This window comes from Streptomyces sp. NPDC092952, assembly GCF_044754785.1.
Lineage (GTDB): Bacteria > Actinomycetota > Actinomycetes > Streptomycetales > Streptomycetaceae > Streptomyces.
In genome coordinates, this window is sequence record NZ_JBIVPT010000004.1 from 265199 (window position 1) to 280695 (window position 15497).

A 15497-nucleotide genomic window follows, 5' to 3' on the forward strand; every position below is an offset into this window, starting at 1 on the left:
ATCGAACACCTATTTGATTTCGCGCGGTGTTTGCGGAGCCGCAGGTCGGGTCCGGTGCCAGCGCCGGAGCATCCCGTCCGGCACTTCCTCCGCGGTGAGCGCGTAGATGAGGTGGTCGCGCCAGTCGCCGTCGATGTGGAGATAGCGCGGGCGCAGCCCCTCCGAGCGGAATCCCAGTTTCTCCACGACTCTTCTGCTCGGCCCGTTCTCCGGCCGGATGCACACCTCGACGCGGTGCAGTCCGACCGTGCGGAAGCAGTGGTCGACGGCGAGGGCTACTGCGGTCGGCATCACCCCGCGGCCGGCCACGTCCTGGTCGACCCAGTAGCCGACGTGGCCCGAGCACATCGAGCCCCAGGTGATCCCGGCGACCGTCAGCTGGCCGACGAGCCGGCCCCGGTACTCGATGGCGAAGGGCAGCATCCGGCCGGCGTTGGCCTCGCTCCGCAGATGGCGGACCATCTGACGGTACGTGGGCCGCTGGATCAGCGGGCCGCCCGGGGCCGGCGGCGGCACGGTCGCCTCCCAGGGGCGCAGCCAGTCGCGGTTGCGCCGGTTGACCTCGCGCCATACGCGCTGGTCACGCAGTTTGATCGGCCGGAGCACGATGTCTCCGTCGCTGAGGACGACCGGCCAGGTCGAGACGTTCAGATCGAGCTCCCCGGTCGGGGGTGGTCGCCGCCGCGCAGTTGGTCGACGGCGTGCACCAGGAGACGGGTGAGGACGGCGAGACCGTCGCGCACCCCGCCGGTGGAGCCCGGCAGGTTCACGATGAGGGTGCGGTCCGCGGTGCCGGCGAGGCCCCGGGAGAGCGCGGCGGTGGGGACCTTGTCGCGGCCCTCGGCGCGGATCGCCTCGGGGATGCCGGGGATCTCGCGGTCCAGGACGCGGCGGGTGGCCTCGGGGGTGCGGTCGGTGGGCGAGATGCCCGTGCCGCCGGTGGTGACGATGACGTCGTAGCCGGCGGTGACGCCCTCGCGCAGGGCCTGTTCGACGGGGTCGCCGTCCGGGACGACCCGGGGGCCGTCGACGGCGAGGCCGAGCGCGGTGAGCGCCTCGGCGATCAGCGGGCCGCCCCGGTCCTCGTAGACCCCGGCCGAGGCGCGGTTGGAGGCGGTGACGACCAGGGCGGTGTACGGGGCGGCGGGGGCGCCGCCGTCGCCGGTCACGCGTCCGCCCCGGCGGCCCCGGCGGTCCCGGCGCGGTGGTAGTCGCCGGACTTGCCGCCCGACTTCGACTCGACCCGTACGTCGGTGATCACCGCGGCCTTGTCGACCGCCTTGACCATGTCGATCACGGTGAGCGCGGCGACCGAGACCGCGGTCAGGGCCTCCATCTCGACGCCGGTGCGGTCGGTGGTCCTCACGGTGGCCGTGATCTCCACCGCGTCGTCGGCCACGGAGAGGTCGACGGTGACCCCGGAGACGGCCAGTGGGTGGCAGAGCGGGATCAGGTCGGGGGTGCGCTTGGCGCCCATGATCCCGGCGATCCGGGCGGTGGCGAGCGCGTCGCCCTTGGGGACGCCCTCGCCGCGGAGCAGCTCGACGACGCGCGGCGAGACGAGGACCCGTCCGCTCGCGCGGGCGACCCGTGCCGTGACGGCCTTCTCCGACACGTCGACCATCCGGGCCGCGCCCGCGTCGTCGATGTGCGTCAGGCTGTTCTGCGTACTCAACTCACTCCGCCTCGCGGTAGGGCGCCGGTTCCCGCGCGGCCCGCGCCGGGGCGCGGGTCTGCGGGGCCCGGGGGTGTCCCCGGGACGGCACAGCGGCAGACACCGTACCGCCACCGCCCGGGAATCAGCGGAGCAGGATCACCTCGACGTCCGTACCGGGCTCGGCGGAGGTGGTGTCCTCGGGGAGCACGATCAGCGCGTCGGCGCGGGCGAGCGCGGCGACCAGATGCGATCCGGAGCCGCCGACGGGGGTGACCGTGCCGGCCTCCGCGTCGTACGTCCCGCGCAGGAACTGGCGCCTGCCGGACGGCGAGGTGAGCGCCTTCCCGCTCGCCAGCCCGGCCCGGACGGTGGGGCGGTGGACGTCGGGCAGGCCCATCAGCGTACGGATCACGGGCCGGACGAACAGCTCGAAGGAGATGTACGCGGAGACCGGGTTGCCGGGCAGCGCGAGCAGCGGGGTGTGCTCCGGGCCGATCGAGCCGAAGCCCTGCGGCTTGCCGGGCTGCATGGCGAGGGTGCGGAAGTCGATTCCGCTGCCTTCCTCGTCCTCGTCGCCGACCGAGGCGAGGGCCTCCTTGACGACGTCGTAGGCGCCGACGCTGACGCCGCCGGTGGTGACGACGACGTCGGCGCGGATCAGCTGGTCCTCGATGGTGGCGCGGAGCGTCTCGGCGTCGTCGGTGACGGCTCCGACCCGGTACGCGAGCGCCCCGGCGTCCTTGGCGGCGGCGGTGAGCGCGAAGCTGTTCGAGTCGTAGATCCGGCCGCCGGTCAGCTCCTCGCCGGGCTGCACCAGCTCACTGCCGGTGGAGACGACGACGACCCTGGGCCGGGGCAGCACCTTCACCGTCGAGCGGCCGATCGCGGCGAGCAGGCCGATCTGCGGCGGGCCGAGCACCGACCCCTCGGCCAGCGCCGGATCACCCGGCTTCACGTCGCTGCCCCGGCGACGGACGTGGGCGCCGGCCTCGGCCGGCCGGTGCACCCGCACCTCGCCGCCCGACGCCTCCGGGTCCTCGCTGTGGGCCCGCATCGTGGTGGCGGGGCCCTCCCCCGTACCGCCGTCGGTCCACTCGACGGGGACCACCGCGTCGGCACCGGCCGGGAGCGGGGCGCCGGTCATGATCCGGGCGGCCTCCCCCGGGCCGACCTCCCGCCCGTCGGCCAGCCCCTCGCTGCCCGCCGCGACGTCCCCTACGACGGTGAGCACCGCGGGGAACTCCTCGTCGGCGCCCGCGACGTCGGCGGCGCGGACCGCGTACCCGTCCATCGAGCTGTTGTCGAAGGGGGGCAGGGCGATCTCCACCATGACGTCCTCGACGAGGACGCAGCCCTGGGCGTCGTGCAGTTGCAGCTCGATGGGTTCGAGCGGGCGCACCGCTTCGAGAATGTCTTTCAGGTGCTCTTCCACCGACCACATCGTGCTGCTCAAGGTGCTACATCTCCTCGGTGACGTAACTGCGGAGCCAGGTCCGGAAGTCCGGACCCAGGTCTTCACGTTCGCACGCGAGTCTGACAATGGCACGGAGGTAATCGCTACGGTCGCCGGTGTCATAGCGGCGGCCCTTGAAGACGACGCCGTGCACGGGGCCGCCGGCCGACTCGTCCTCGGCCAGGAGCTGGAGCGCGTCGGTCAGCTGGATCTCGCCGCCGCGGCCCGGTCCGGTCCTGCGCAGTATCCCGAAGACGGCCGGGTCCAGGACGTAGCGGCCGATGATGGCGAGGTTGCTGGGCGCCTCGGCGGGCTCGGGCTTCTCGACCAGTCCGGTGATCCGCACCACATCGCCCTCGGCGGTGGGTTCGACCGCCGCGCAGCCGTACTGGTGGATCTGCTCCGGCGCGACCTCCATCAGGGCGATGACGCTGCCGCCCTCGCGCTCCTGGATCTCGACCATGCGGGAGAGCAGCGGGTCGCGCGGGTCGATCAGGTCGTCACCGAGGAGGACCGCGAACGGCTGGTCCCCCACGTGCGGCTCGGCGCAGAGCACGGCGTGGCCGAGACCGCGCGGGTCGCCCTGGCGGACGTAGTGCATGGTGGCCAGGTCGCTCGACTCCTGGACCTTCTTGAGCCGTTCGGCGTCTCCCTTCCGGGTGAGCGCGGACTCCAGCTCGTAGTTGCGGTCGAAGTGGTCCTCCAGCGGACGCTTGTTGCGCCCGGTGATCATCAGCACGTCGGAGAGACCGGCGGTCACGGCCTCCTCGACGACGTACTGGATCGCGGGCTTGTCGACCACAGGCAGCATCTCCTTAGGAGTGGCCTTGGTGGCGGGCAGGAAGCGCGTCCCGAGCCCCGCGGCCGGGATGACCGCCTTGCTGATCCTGGGGTGCGACTGAGTCATGCGCAGAACGATAACCGGTGCGTATGTGAGGAAGATGAGGTTTCGGTTAACTTTGTACGCCTATATGCACATGGGGAGATCAGGGGTGCCGCTTGAACACCGAGATGGACCGAAAAGCCCGGTTGCGGCGTGAACTGCTGGCCGCGCGACGCCTTCTGACCGGGGAAGACGTGGAGAACGCCGCGGCGGTTCTGTCCCGGCGGGCACGGGCGCTGCCGGAGCTGTCCGGGGCCCGTACCGTCGCCGCGTACGTCTCGGTGGGCACCGAGCCGGGCACCCGGGTGCTGCTGGACGCGCTGCGCGAGCACGGCGTACGGGTGCTGCTGCCGGTCCTCCTCCCCGACAACGACCTGGACTGGGCCCCGTACGAGGGGGCCGGCCGGCTCGTCCGGGCGGGCCGGGGGCTGCTGGAGCCGGACGGCCCCCGCCTCGGGCCCGGGGCGGTGCTGGAGGCCGACGCGGTGCTGCTGCCCGGACTGGCCGCCGACGCGCGCGGCATGCGGCTGGGCCGGGGCGGCGGCAGCTACGACCGGGTGCTGGCCCGCCTCGCGGCGGCCGGGGCGCACCCCGCCCTGATCGTCCTGCTGTACGAGAACGAGGTGGTCGCGCGGGTCCCGGAGGAACCGCACGACCACCCCGTCGATGTGGTGGTGACACCGGCCGCGGCCCGTCGGACGGGCCCCTGACCTCAGCGGATCATGGCTTGAGGGTCAGCGTGTCGGTCGTCGTCCGGGCGACTGCGTTGGTGCCGAAGGACCAGTCGAGCAGTTCGCCGTTGACCCATTTGTCGGTCTGGTCGGTGTAGTGCGCGTTGAACGCGTGCCCGGAGGCGCCGGTCAGGTTGATCCAGCGGGACTTGTCCCAGTCGCCGACGTTGACCACCATCCGCATCGACGGCACCCAGACGACCTCGTAGCCGCCCGCCGCGTTCCAGCCGGTGGCGTTCACCGCAGCCTCGCCGCCGCCCAGGTTCCACGGGCCGCGGTTGAGGGCCCGCTGGAGCAGGTCGGGGCCGGCGGTGCCGAGGGTCTGGTTCTTCAGCGTCAGCTGGTGCAGCCGGCCCCAGTTCCAGGTGGTGATGTCCTTGCCGAGCTTGGCCGTCAGCTCCCAGCGGGCGTCCTTCATGGCGCGGGCGAAGAGCTGGTCGCGGTTCTCGGTCGGCTCGTCGCGGCGGTTGCCCGCCGTCTTCCACCAGTCGTTGTCCTGGTCGTCCATCAGCTCGGTGACCACCTGGTACCAGCGGTCGCCGCCGTCGGGCTGGGCCGAGTCGGCGTCGCGCATGCCGCACTCGCGCACCAGCTTGTTCTGCTCGTCGACGGGGCCGGAGGCGTCGGCCCGGCGCACGTTGAGGCACTCGCCCTTGACCCGCAGCTCCTTGGGCAGCTTGTTGCCGAAGGCCAGCTTGAGGACGTTGCGCCAGACCGCGTTGAAGTACGCGGCCGCCGCCGAGTCCGGCTCCTGGGTGTAGTCCCAGCCCTCCAGGAGCTTCTGCGCCTCGCGGACGCTCTTGTCCGAGATGTTGATCTTCAGCAGCTCGGGCACCAGCAGCGCGGCGATCGCGCTGTTGTTGTCCATCTGCATCTTCTGCATGTCCTCGGTGGAGATCTTCCCGCCGTCCTTGATCTTCGACTCGATCAGGTCGTTGATCCGCTGGCTGCGGGTGCCGTAGCCCCAGTCCTTGGTCAGCAGGGGGGAGTAGTTCTTCTCGTCGATGACGGCCTGGTTGGCCGTGACGATGTAGCCGCGCTCCGGGTTGTACTCGTAGGGCAGCTCTTCGAACGGGATCGGGTCCTTCTCCCAGCCGTACTCCGAGGACCAGCCGGGGCTGGGCATCGTGCCGTCGCCCTTGAGGCGGACCGGGATCGTGCCGGGCGCCTGGTAGCCGATGTTGCCCTTGGTGTCGGCGTAGATCAGGTTCTGCGAGGGGACCTCGAAGTGCGCGGCCGCCTTGCGGAAGGTGGTGAAGTCCTTGGCCCGGTTGAGCTCGAAGACGGCGTCCATGGAGTGGCCGGGCTGGAGCGCGGTCCACTTCAGGGCGATCGCGTAGCCCTCGGCGCGGTCCGGGGCCCCGTCGGTGACGGGGGCCTTCTGGCCGACCGTCTCCAGCTCGCCGCTGCGGTCGGAGACCAGCGGGCCGTTGTTGGTCTCGCGGACGGTGATCGTCCGGTCCTTGCCGCCCGCGACCTTGATGGTCTCCTCACGGGTGGTGAAGGGCTTGGTCCTGCCGTCGTAGAGGTAGCCCTTGCCGGAGACCTTCTCCAGGAAGAGGTCGGTGACGTCGGCGCCGAGGTTGGTGAAGCCCCAGGCGATGTCCTGGTTGTGGCCGATGATCACGCCGGGCATGCCGGAGAAGGTGTAGCCCGCGGTGTCGTACTGGCACTTCGCCGAGATCTCGCGGCAGTGCAGGCCCATCTGGTACCAGAGCGAGGGCAGTTGCGGCGCCAGGTGCGGGTCGTTGGCCAGCAGCGGCTTGTCGGTGGTCGTGTACTTGCCGGAGACCACCCAGGAGTTGGAGCCGATGCCGTTGCCGTTCGGGCCGAGCAGCGCCGGGACCTGGTCGAGGGTGTCGGAGAGCGAGGCGAGCTGGGTGTTGAGCGCCTCGGTGGCGCCCTGCACGGTGCCCGTGCCGGTGCCGAGGGCGTCGGACGGCTTCGCCTCCGGGTCGAACTTCCCGGTGACCGGGGAGACGGCGCCCTGCTCGACGATCGGCCGGTGCTCCTTGTACGGGTACTCCGGGTACAGGGACTTGATCTGCTTCGCGTCGAGCCTGCTGGTCATCAGCGAGCGGTCGATCTCGTCCTGCATGTTGCCGCGCAGGTCCCAGGCCATGGCCTTGAGCCAGGCGACCGAGTCGACCGGGGTCCACTCGGAGGGCTTGTAGTCGTTGGTGAAGCCGAGGGCCGCGTACTCGACGGAGATGTCCTTGCCGTCACGCCCCTTGAGGTAGGCGTTCACGCCCTCCGCGTACGCCTGGAGGTTCTTCTTGGTCTCCTCGGACAGGACCTTGTCGTACTCCTCCTGCGCGACCTTGCGCCACCCCAGCGTGCGCAGGAAGGCATCGGTCTCGACCTGTCCGGAGCCGAACATCTCGGAGAGCCGCCCGGCCGTCATGTGGCGGCGGACGTCCATCTCCCAGAAGCGGTCCTGCGCCTGGACGTAGCCCTGGGCGCGGAAGAGGTCGGCGTCGGTGTCCGCGTACAGCTGCGGGATGCCGTAACTGTCGCGCTTGACGTCGACATTGGCGTCGAGGCCGTCGAGCTTGACCGAGCCGGTCGTCTGCGGGTACGAGGCCCGCACGGTCGATACGGACCAGAACGCCCCGTATCCGATACCCGCGACAAGCGCCAGCACCAGAACGATGACGATCAGGCGGGCACGTCGCCCCTTCTTCCGGCCGGTCTTCGCACCGGCAGCGCCGGGGGCGTCGGAAGGGGCGGTGGTATTGGCGGGCATCGCTGTCCTTCGAGGGGCAGGTGGTCCTGGGAGTGCAGGAGCAACCATAGGCGCAGCACCGGGGCGGCTCCGACGCGGTATGCGGATGACTCGTACGACGGAGCGATCGTACGGATGCCTGAACCCGTCAAGAAAGCGTTAAAGATTAGGTAAGGTAACGAAGTACCGGCCGCAGATGGCCGATGCCGAAGATCGATACCGAGGGATCGACCGACTCGGCAGGCGCACGCGGGGAAGGAACGGCCACTGTCTGTCCACACGCTCAACGAACTCCTGCTCGTCTGCTCGCTCGTCCTGCTCGTCGCGGTGGCGGCGGTACGCGTCTCGTCCCGCAGCGGGCTCCCCAGCCTGCTGCTCTACCTGGGCATCGGGATCGCGCTGGGGCAGGACGGCTTCTTCGACGTCTCGTTCAACAACGCGGAGCTGACCCAGGTCATCGGCTACGCCGCACTGGTCGTGATCCTCGCCGAGGGCGGCCTGGGCACGAAGTGGAAGGAGATCCGCCCGGCGCTGCCCGCCGCGGCGATGCTCTCCCTGGTCGGCGTCGCGATCAGCGTCGGCGTCACGGCGGCCGCGGCCCACTACCTGGTCGGCCTGGAGTGGCGGCAGGCGCTGATCATCGGCGCGGTCGTCTCGTCGACGGACGCGGCGGCGGTCTTCTCCGTGCTCCGCAAGGTGCCGCTGCCCGCCCGGGTCACCGGCGTCCTGGAGGCGGAGTCCGGCTTCAACGACGCCCCCGTCGTCATCCTGGTCGTCGCCTTCTCCACCCGGGGCCCGGTGGACAGCTGGTACGTCCTGATCGGCGAGATAGCCCTGGAGCTCGCCATCGGCGCGGCCGTGGGCATCGCCGTCGGCTGGCTCGGCTCGTACGGGCTGCGCCATGTGGCGCTCCCCGCCTCCGGTCTCTACCCGATCGCCGTGATGGCCATCGCGGTCTCCGCGTACGCGGCGGGCGCGATGGTCCACGGCAGCGGCTTCCTCGCCGTCTACCTGGCCTCGATGATCCTCGGCAACGCCAAGCTGCCGCACTGGCCGGCCACCCGGGGCTTCGCCGACGGGCTCGGCTGGCTGGCCCAGATCGGGATGTTCGTCCTGCTCGGCCTCCTGGTCACCCCGCACGACCTGCTCGACGACTTCTGGCCCGCGGTCATCGTGGGCCTGGTGCTGACCGTGGTCGCGCGCCCGCTGGAGGTCTTCGTCTCGCTGGCGCCGTTCAAGCTGCCCTGGCAGGAGAAGGCGCTGATGTCCTGGGCGGGGCTGCGCGGCGCCGTGCCGATCATCCTGGCGACCATTCCGATGGTCTCCGGCGTCGAGGGCTCCACCCGGATCTTCAACATCGTCTTCGTCCTCGTCATCGTCTACACCCTCATCCAGGGACCGACCCTGCCCTGGCTGGCGAAGGCCCTGAAGATCGCCGACGATCCGGGCGAGACCGCCGACCTGGGCATCGAGTCGGCACCGCTGGAGCGGCTGCGCGGCCATCTGCTCTCCGTGGCGATCCCCGGCCGGTCGAAGATGCACGGCGTCGAGGTCGGCGAGCTGCGGCTGCCGTCCGGGGCCGCCGTCACCCTGGTCGTGCGGGACGGGAAGAGCTTCGTGCCCGCCCCGTCCACGGTCCTGCGCCACGGCGACGAGCTGCTGGTGGTCGCCACCGACCCGGTGCGCGACGCGGCGGAGGAACGGCTGCGCGCGGTCGGCGAGGGCGGCAAGCTCGCGGGCTGGCTGGGAACCGGCGGGCCCCCGAAGGCACACCAGCGAGGCGCCTGAGTCCTCGGTCCGGGCAGGGGTCCACACGCACATTCACAGGTTCACAAGGGCCCCTGCCTGTACGATGAAGGAAGCTGTCCGTCCCCGGTACGGGGCCGGCCGGCCCGATCGACCAACCCGAACGACCAACTCTGCCTGACGCAGAGCTGGCGCGACCGTATGGCGGTCGTGGCGTCCTCCGCCTCTGCTGAGCGCCCGGCATCTACCGCAGTTCCGCGCGAAGAGGACAGCTCTCGGCAGCACCCGTACGAGCCCGTCGGCGCCCCGTGCCGACGACCCGCGGGTGCCCGGCCACCAGGCGGCAGAAAGGCATGGACCGTGGCGTCCACGGTCACCGACCGCCCCGGATACGGGCAGTTGCTGCGCACCCCCGGTGCGTGGACCTTCCTTCTCCCCGGCTTCGCCGCACGGCAGCCCTTCGCGATGCTGACCATCGGCATCGTGCTCCTCGTCCAGCACACCACCGGCTCGTACGGCAGCGCGGGCGCCGTCGCCGCCGTCACCGGTGTCTCCATGGCGCTGTTCGCGCCGCAGACCGGCAAGCTCGCCGACCGGTTCGGGCAGCGCGCCGTGCTGCTGCCCGGTGTCGTGGCGCACGCGGCGTCGGTGTCGGCGCTGACGGCGCTGGCGCTGGCGGGCGCGCCGCTGTGGGCGCTGTTCCTGGCGGCCGTGCCCACGGGCGCGTCCGTCCCGCAGGTCGGGCCCATGGTGCGGGCCCGCTGGGCGGCGCTGCTGGGGGCGGCACCGGGGCGCGCCGCCTCGCCGCTGCTGCCCACGGCGGCGGCCTTCGAGTCGGTGACGGACGAGTTCACCTTCGTCATCGGCCCGGTGCTGGCCACCGCGCTGTGCACCGGGGTGCACCCGGCGGCCGGGCTGGTCACCGAGGCCGCGCTGACCCTGCTGGGCGGGCTGTTCTTCGCCGCGCAGCACCGCACCCAGCCGGCGGTGCGCGCCACCACCGGCGGCCCCGCCGAGCGGCACGCCTCCGCCCTGTCCGTGCCGGGCGTACGGGTGCTCGCGGTGGCCTTCCTCGGTATCGGCGCGGTCTTCGGCGGGATGCAGGTCTCGCTGACCGCCTTCGCCGAGGAGATCGGCCGCCCGGGGGCCAACGGGCTGCTGTACGGGGTCTTCGCGGCGGGCAACATGCTCGCCGGGATCGCCTGCGGCGCCATCGCCTGGAAGAGCGGGCCGCGCCGCCGGCTGATCGCCGGGTACACGGCACTGGCCCTGACCGCGTCCGGGCTGTGGGCGGTGCACTCGGTGCCGCTGCTGGCCGGTCTCGGCCTGCTGGTGGGGCTCTCCATCGCCCCGGCCCTGATCAGCGGGTACACGCTGGTCGAGTCGCTGGTGCCGGGGTCCGCCCGGACCGAGGCGTTCACCTGGCTCACGGGCTCGGTGGCGCTCGGCCAGGCGGCCGCGGTGACGGTGGCCGGGCGGCTCGCGGACGCCCACGGGGCGAGCACCGGATTCCTGGTGCCGCTGGTCGGTACGGTCCTGGCGCTGTTCACCCTGGTGGGGCTGCGTTCCCGGCTGACACCGGCCGGGAAGGAGCGGACCGTGGCACGTGGCGTCGGTCACCGGGAGCCGGTCACGGTGGACTGATGCAGCGGAATACGTCAGTATGGAGCGTCGTTAGCACTCATTGAGTCAGAGTGCCAGGAGGAGCAAGTGCCGACCTATCAGTACCAGTGCACCGAATGTGGCGAGGGCCTCGAGGCGGTGCAGAAGTTCACCGATGACGCGCTCACCGTGTGCCCGAACTGCGAGGGACGCCTGAAGAAGGTGTTCTCGGCGGTCGGCATCGTCTTCAAGGGTTCCGGTTTCTACCGGAACGACAGCCGCGGCTCCTCGTCGAGCAGCACGCCGGCCTCGTCGTCGACGAAGACGTCCGGCTCCGGTTCGGCTTCGTCCGACTCCGGTTCGTCGTCCTCCTCGTCCGCCTCGTCCTCTTCCACGGCGTCGACGTCCACCGCGTCCTCGTCGTCGTCGACGAGCGGTACGTCGGCCGCCTGAGCCGCACGCTCCACACTCTTTCCCGGGAAGCCCCGCCGGTTCGTCCGGCCGGGGCTTCCCGCGTTTCCGGCGCCGATACTGTGATCGCATGGCGAACGCAGAGATCGGTGTCATTGGTGGTTCGGGCCTGTACTCCTTCCTGGAGGACGTGACGGAGGTCCGGGTGGACACCCCGTACGGGCAACCGAGCGACTCCCTCTTCCTCGGCGAGGTCGGCGGCCGCCGGGTCGCCTTCCTCCCCCGCCACGGCCGCGGCCACCATCTGCCGCCGCACCGGATCAACTACCGGGCCAACCTGTGGGCGCTGCGCTCCGTCGGGGTGCGCCAGGTGCTCGGCCCGTGCGCGGTGGGCGGCCTGCGCCCGGAGTACGGACCGGGCACGCTGCTCGTCCCGGACCAGATGGTGGACCGCACGAAGAGCCGGACGCAGACCTTCTACGACGGGGAGCCCCGCGCCGACGGCGTGCGGCCGAACGTGCTGCACCTGGGCTTCGCCGACCCGTACTGCCCCGAGGGGCGGCGGGCCGCGCTGGCGGCGGCGCGGGCGAAGGGCTGGGAGGCGGTGGACGGCGGGACGCTGGTGGTCGTCGAGGGCCCGCGCTTCTCGACCCGGGCGGAGTCGCGCTGGCATGCGGCGATGGGGTGGTCGGTGGTCGGGATGACCGGTCACCCGGAGGCCGTCCTCGCCCGCGAGCTGGGCCTCTGCTACACGACGACGACCCTGGTGACGGACCTGGACGCGGGCGCGGAGGCCGGTGAGGGGGTCTCGCACGCGGAGGTGCTGGAGGTGTTCGCGGCCAATGTGGACCGGCTGCGTTCGGTGCTCTTCGACGTGGTCGCCGCGCTGCCCGCGGAGGCGGACCGGGACTGCCCGTGCTCGCACGCGCTGGACGGCATGGAGCCGGGGTTCGAGCTGCCGTGATCCGGGTGGGCCGGGTGGCTGCCGGGGCGTGAGTGGGTGACGGAGTTGTCCACAATCCCGGGGGCGTCCACAGCCTCCGGCGGGGATCGCGCGGACGGTGGATCGTGAGGGGAGTCCGCCCGGATCCCCTCACGACAGGTGGTGCCCACCGTGTTTCCTTCCCTCTCTCCCACCGCCCCGTTGCCGCCATCCGCTCCGTCCGCGCCTCCGGCCGCGTCCTCCTTCGCGCGGCCCGCTCCTTCCTCGGTACCGCCCACGCGTGAGGTGCCCGCCTTCGAGCCGCTACGGGTACGCGGAGGCGGAGGGCGTCGGTCGCGGCAGGCCCTGTGGCGGCAGCGCCGGGCGCTGGCCGCCGGGCTGGCCGTGACGGCCGCCGTGCTCGGCGTCACCGTGCCGGGCGGGGACGGTACGGCGCCGGGCGCCAGGGCCGCGTACGGGGCGGGGGCCGGGGAGGTGCCGGAGCGGGCCCGGCCACCGGCGCGGCGGGTCTCCGCGCCGGTCCGGATCGCGGATGCGGGGGCGGTGCGCCTCCTGCGTCCCGGCGACCGGGTGGACGTGGTCGCGTCGGGGCGGGACGGGCCCGGAAGCGGCGCCGGGGACGGGGTGCGGGTGCTGGCGAAGGGGGCGCTGGTCGCGGAGGTGCCGCCGCCCCCGGTCGAGGACGCCGGCCGGGACGGCGCGCTGATCGTGCTGTCCGTCCCCCGGTCCACGGCCACCGCACTGGCGGGCGCGGCCATCTCGTCCCCGCTGGCGGTGACCCTGTGCTGACCTTTATTCGTACTGGCGAACGATCACTTCACCTTGCCGCGCACTGGAATGGGGTGTTTTCTCCGCTTACTGCCGTACATTTCACCCGAGTTTGCTCGGTCCACGGCACATGCGAAGGAAGGCTCATCCGTGAAGGAGAAGAAGGTCAGTCTGCTGGAGGGGTTCAAAGCCTTCCTGACCCGCGGCAATGTCGTCGATCTCGCGGTCGCGGTCGTCATCGGCGCCGCGTTCACCCAGATCGTGAACGCGTTCGTCAAGGGCGTCATCAACCCGCTGGTCGGTGCGTTCGGCACCAAGGACCTGGAGAGCTACAGCTCCTGCCTCAAGGGCCCGTGCGTCACGGACCCGAAGACGGGCGAGGCGACGGAGGGCATCCGCATCCTGTGGGGTTCGGTGCTCAGTGCCGCGCTCAGCTTCGTGATCACGGCCGCGGTCGTCTACTTCCTGCTGGTCCTGCCGATGTCGAAGTACCTCGCCAGGCGGGCGGCGATGCAGGCGGCGAAGGACGGCGTCCAGGAGACGCTGGAGGTGAGCGAGCTGGAGGTGCTGAAGGAGATCCGCGACGTCCTGGTCGCCCAACGGGGCGGCCCGACGGGGTGACCCCGGCGCCGTGGGAGCGGGTGGCGGCGCCACCCGACCACCACGGCGCGGAACGTCAGATGTGGTGGGGCGGCTTCTCGTCGAGGAAGCGCGCCAGATCGGCGGCGCTGCCACCGGCCGGGGCCCGCTCGCCCCACCCCTGGTCCGTATCGTCCGAGGACTGCTGGTCCAGCGGATCGTCGAAGACCAGGGCCGGTCTCGGTCTCGGAGCCGGCTGCTGCTCCGGATCACGCGGGCCGGGGGCGGGGGCGGTACTCATACGTCAAGGGTACGGCGGCGGTCAGCGGTCCTTCGGGTCGATCAGCCACAGCCCGAGGACGACGAGGAACGACAGGCAGAGGAAGCCCGCGCCCCACCAGGCGGTTCCGGTGCGGCCCTCCATCCAGGAGTCGATGACGACGGTCAGACCCCAGAGCTGGCCGATGACCACCGTCATGGCGAGGGTCAGCCGGGCCGTCAGCTTCGAGGACCGCTCGGGCTCCTGGTCGGTGCCGGCCCCCGGGCCGGGTCCGGTGTGGCGGATCCGGGGGTCGCCGTAGCCGCTGGTGGCCCGGATCTGCGGGTAGCGCTCGTGGACGGGCCGGTTCAGCTCGGGGCGGGCGCTGCCGGGGTGGTACTCCGGGTACCGCTGGCCGCCGGCGCTCGGGTCCACGGGCCGGTCGCCGCCGGGCTGCGGGGTGCCGGTCATGACGGCCTGCCCGGGTGACCGGCGGCGGTGCCGGTGTCGGGGGCCTCCGCGCCGCCGTCCTTGACGTTCGGGCAGCCGATCCGGGAGGCGAGGTCCGGGCGGTTCTCGCCGAGCTGACGGCACAGGGCGTGCTGGACGCTCTCGCCCGAGCGCGTCGTGCCGACCGCCCAGATGCTGCCGTCGGGCTGTTCGGCGAGCACCACCTTGGGCAGCGGGCGGGGCGGCGGACCGGCGGTGACCTCGCCGGTCCGGGCGTCGAAGATCCCCTCGTGGCAGGGGCAGTACAGCTCGCCCTCGGCCCCCCGGTCCTTGCGCCACAGCACGGCGCAGGCGAGATGGGTGCAGATCGCGGAGTAGCCGACGAGGGTGCCGTCGTCCAGCCGTACGGCGACCGCCCGGTCCTCCTCCTCCGGATAGCGGAAGGCGAGGGACTCCCCGGGCAGGAGCTGGGCGGCGATCCGCTTCGGTGCGGGCGCCTCGGCGTCCTCGGGTTCACCGTGGCGCGGCAGGATTCCGGCGGCCACGCCGAGGCCGCCGACGGCGAGCCCGCCGGAGACGGTCGTCACGATCCGGAGGTAGTCGCGCCGGGTGGTGAGGGAGTCCGCGGCGATCCGGTCGTGCAGGGCTTCGCGCGGGTCTCCGGTGGGCGGCTGGTCGGTGACGCTCATCGGCGGACGTCCTTCCCGTTGATCTCGACGACGGGGAGGCCGCCGGGCACCGGCCACTGGACCCGGTCGGCGGGCACGACCATGGCCACGCCGGTGCGCACCTCGCTCCGGCCGAAGGTGAAGGTGTCGGCGACCTGGACGCCGGGGCGCTCGGCCTGGAGTTCCTCGACGGTCCCGTAGAACAGGGCGCCGGTCGGGCAGACCGTCGCGCACATGGGGGCGAGGCCGTAGGCGGTGCGGTCGTAGCAGAGGTTGCACTTCATCTGGAGCTTCGCCCGGAGGTCGATCTTCGGTACGCCGAAGGGGCAGGCGTTGACGCAGTTGGCGCAGCCGATGCAGCGGGTGGTGTCGGCCTGCTGGACCACGCCGTCGGCGGTCACCAGGATCGCGTCGGCGGGGCAGACCTCGGCGCAGGGGGCGACGGGGTCCTCGCAGTGCATGCAGACCGTGGGAAGGGAGGCCACGGAATGGCCCTCGTCGGTGTAGTCGAGGTGGATCATCGATTTGCCGCGGTGCGAGTCGCACTCCCGGCAGGCGGAGACGCAGGCCTGGCAGCCGATGCAGCGCCCGGGGTCGATGAAGATCGTTCGGCCCATCATGG

17 protein-coding genes are annotated in these 15497 nt (G+C 71.9%); 7 read left to right on the top strand and 10 right to left on the bottom strand.

The features are described from left to right. Positions 1-9: 9 nt before the first annotated feature. The 5 genes from ACIQGQ_RS12235 to galU form a co-directional block, all read right to left on the bottom strand. Complete coding sequence (locus tag ACIQGQ_RS12235; protein ID WP_385207610.1) at positions 10-651, bottom strand: GNAT family N-acetyltransferase; 642 nt, start codon at positions 649-651, stop codon at positions 10-12. Continuing rightward, positions 648-1169 (bottom strand): molybdenum cofactor biosynthesis protein B, encoded by a 522-nt coding sequence (locus tag ACIQGQ_RS12240; protein WP_402394036.1) that lies wholly within the window; start codon positions 1167-1169, stop codon positions 648-650. Before ACIQGQ_RS12240 ends, ACIQGQ_RS12235 begins: the two co-directional genes overlap by 4 nt. Beyond that, on the bottom strand, positions 1166-1675 hold the full coding sequence (gene moaC, locus ACIQGQ_RS12245; protein WP_402394039.1) for a cyclic pyranopterin monophosphate synthase MoaC: 510 nt from the start codon (positions 1673-1675) through the stop codon (positions 1166-1168). The genes ACIQGQ_RS12240 and moaC overlap by 4 nt, the downstream gene beginning before the upstream one ends. A 124-nt stretch (positions 1676-1799) precedes the next feature. Continuing rightward, positions 1800-3110 (bottom strand): gephyrin-like molybdotransferase Glp, encoded by a 1311-nt coding sequence (glp, locus tag ACIQGQ_RS12250; RefSeq protein WP_402394042.1) that lies wholly within the window; start codon positions 3108-3110, stop codon positions 1800-1802. A 4-nt stretch (positions 3111-3114) separates the two neighbouring features. Then, a complete protein-coding gene (galU, locus tag ACIQGQ_RS12255) occupies positions 3115-4017 on the bottom strand; it encodes a UTP--glucose-1-phosphate uridylyltransferase GalU (RefSeq protein ID WP_366292513.1) in 903 nt (300 codons plus the stop codon). A gap of 104 nt (positions 4018-4121) precedes the next feature. Between galU and ACIQGQ_RS12260 the strand changes: the two genes are divergently transcribed. After that, positions 4122-4703, top strand: coding sequence for a 5-formyltetrahydrofolate cyclo-ligase (locus ACIQGQ_RS12260; protein WP_402394815.1), 582 nt, complete (start codon positions 4122-4124; stop codon positions 4701-4703). Between the two features lie 10 nt (positions 4704-4713). Here ACIQGQ_RS12260 and ACIQGQ_RS12265 read toward each other — a convergent pair whose 3' ends face one another. Further along, positions 4714-7470, bottom strand: a complete 2757-nt coding sequence (locus ACIQGQ_RS12265; RefSeq protein ID WP_402394045.1) for a penicillin acylase family protein — start codon at positions 7468-7470, stop codon at positions 4714-4716. 273 nt (positions 7471-7743) lie between these two features. Here ACIQGQ_RS12265 and ACIQGQ_RS12270 point away from each other — a divergent pair, with 273 nt between their 5' ends. The 6 genes from ACIQGQ_RS12270 to ACIQGQ_RS12295 all read left to right on the top strand — a co-directional run bounded on the left by ACIQGQ_RS12270 (position 7744) and on the right by ACIQGQ_RS12295 (position 13540). Further along, on the top strand, positions 7744-9237 hold the full coding sequence (locus tag ACIQGQ_RS12270) for a potassium/proton antiporter (RefSeq protein WP_402394817.1): 1494 nt from the start codon (positions 7744-7746) through the stop codon (positions 9235-9237). 318 nt (positions 9238-9555) lie between these two features. Then, positions 9556-10839, top strand: coding sequence for an MFS transporter (locus ACIQGQ_RS12275; RefSeq protein ID WP_402394048.1), 1284 nt, complete (start codon positions 9556-9558; stop codon positions 10837-10839). Positions 10840-10905: 66 nt separating this feature from the next. Next, on the top strand, positions 10906-11250 hold the full coding sequence (locus ACIQGQ_RS12280) for an FmdB family zinc ribbon protein (protein ID WP_402394051.1): 345 nt from the start codon (positions 10906-10908) through the stop codon (positions 11248-11250). Between the two features lie 88 nt (positions 11251-11338). Beyond that, positions 11339-12172 (top strand): S-methyl-5'-thioadenosine phosphorylase, encoded by an 834-nt coding sequence (locus ACIQGQ_RS12285; RefSeq protein WP_402394054.1) that lies wholly within the window; start codon positions 11339-11341, stop codon positions 12170-12172. A 264-nt stretch (positions 12173-12436) separates the two neighbouring features. Beyond that, entirely contained in the window at positions 12437-12940 is a 504-nt protein-coding gene (locus ACIQGQ_RS12290; RefSeq protein ID WP_402394057.1) for a hypothetical protein, read from the top strand. A gap of 129 nt (positions 12941-13069) precedes the next feature. After that, positions 13070-13540, top strand: coding sequence for an MscL family protein (locus ACIQGQ_RS12295; protein WP_402394060.1), 471 nt, complete (start codon positions 13070-13072; stop codon positions 13538-13540). Between the two features lie 55 nt (positions 13541-13595). On the opposite strand, the gene ACIQGQ_RS12300 is transcribed toward ACIQGQ_RS12295, so the two are convergent. From ACIQGQ_RS12300 to ACIQGQ_RS12315, 4 genes are read right to left on the bottom strand one after another with little or no spacing between them, the layout of a single operon-like run. Beyond that, positions 13596-13799 carry a hypothetical protein gene (locus tag ACIQGQ_RS12300; RefSeq protein ID WP_366292534.1) on the bottom strand — a complete coding sequence of 68 codons (204 nt, stop codon included), beginning with the start codon at positions 13797-13799 and terminating at the stop codon, positions 13596-13598. Positions 13800-13820: 21 nt separating this feature from the next. After that, complete coding sequence (locus tag ACIQGQ_RS12305) at positions 13821-14228, bottom strand: hypothetical protein (protein WP_402394062.1); 408 nt, start codon at positions 14226-14228, stop codon at positions 13821-13823. Continuing rightward, positions 14225-14896: a Rieske (2Fe-2S) protein gene (locus ACIQGQ_RS12310; protein WP_402394065.1), complete on the bottom strand. Its 672-nt coding sequence runs from the start codon at positions 14894-14896 to the stop codon at positions 14225-14227. Before ACIQGQ_RS12310 ends, ACIQGQ_RS12305 begins: the two co-directional genes overlap by 4 nt. Beyond that, entirely contained in the window at positions 14893-15495 is a 603-nt protein-coding gene (locus ACIQGQ_RS12315) for a 4Fe-4S dicluster domain-containing protein (protein ID WP_352278151.1), read from the bottom strand. The genes ACIQGQ_RS12310 and ACIQGQ_RS12315 overlap by 4 nt, the downstream gene beginning before the upstream one ends. Positions 15496-15497 lie beyond the last annotated feature (2 nt).

What these genes read in the sequence shown, in the direction of transcription:
- ACIQGQ_RS12260 (WP_402394815.1), top strand. Translation starts at nt 4,122, where the DNA reads ATGGACCGAAAAGCCCGGTTGCGGCGTGAACTGCTGGCCGCGCGACGC.
- ACIQGQ_RS12300 (WP_366292534.1), bottom strand. Translation starts at nt 13,799, where the DNA reads ATGAGTACCGCCCCCGCCCCCGGCCCGCGTGATCCGGAGCAGCAGCCG.
- ACIQGQ_RS12315 (WP_352278151.1), bottom strand. Translation starts at nt 15,495, where the DNA reads ATGATGGGCCGAACGATCTTCATCGACCCCGGGCGCTGCATCGGCTGC.
- ACIQGQ_RS12285 (WP_402394054.1), top strand. Translation starts at nt 11,339, where the DNA reads ATGGCGAACGCAGAGATCGGTGTCATTGGTGGTTCGGGCCTGTACTCC.
- ACIQGQ_RS12305 (WP_402394062.1), bottom strand. Translation starts at nt 14,228, where the DNA reads ATGACCGGCACCCCGCAGCCCGGCGGCGACCGGCCCGTGGACCCGAGC.
- ACIQGQ_RS12310 (WP_402394065.1), bottom strand. Translation starts at nt 14,896, where the DNA reads ATGAGCGTCACCGACCAGCCGCCCACCGGAGACCCGCGCGAAGCCCTG.
- galU (WP_366292513.1), bottom strand. Translation starts at nt 4,017, where the DNA reads ATGACTCAGTCGCACCCCAGGATCAGCAAGGCGGTCATCCCGGCCGCG.
- ACIQGQ_RS12265 (WP_402394045.1), bottom strand. Translation starts at nt 7,470, where the DNA reads ATGCCCGCCAATACCACCGCCCCTTCCGACGCCCCCGGCGCTGCCGGT.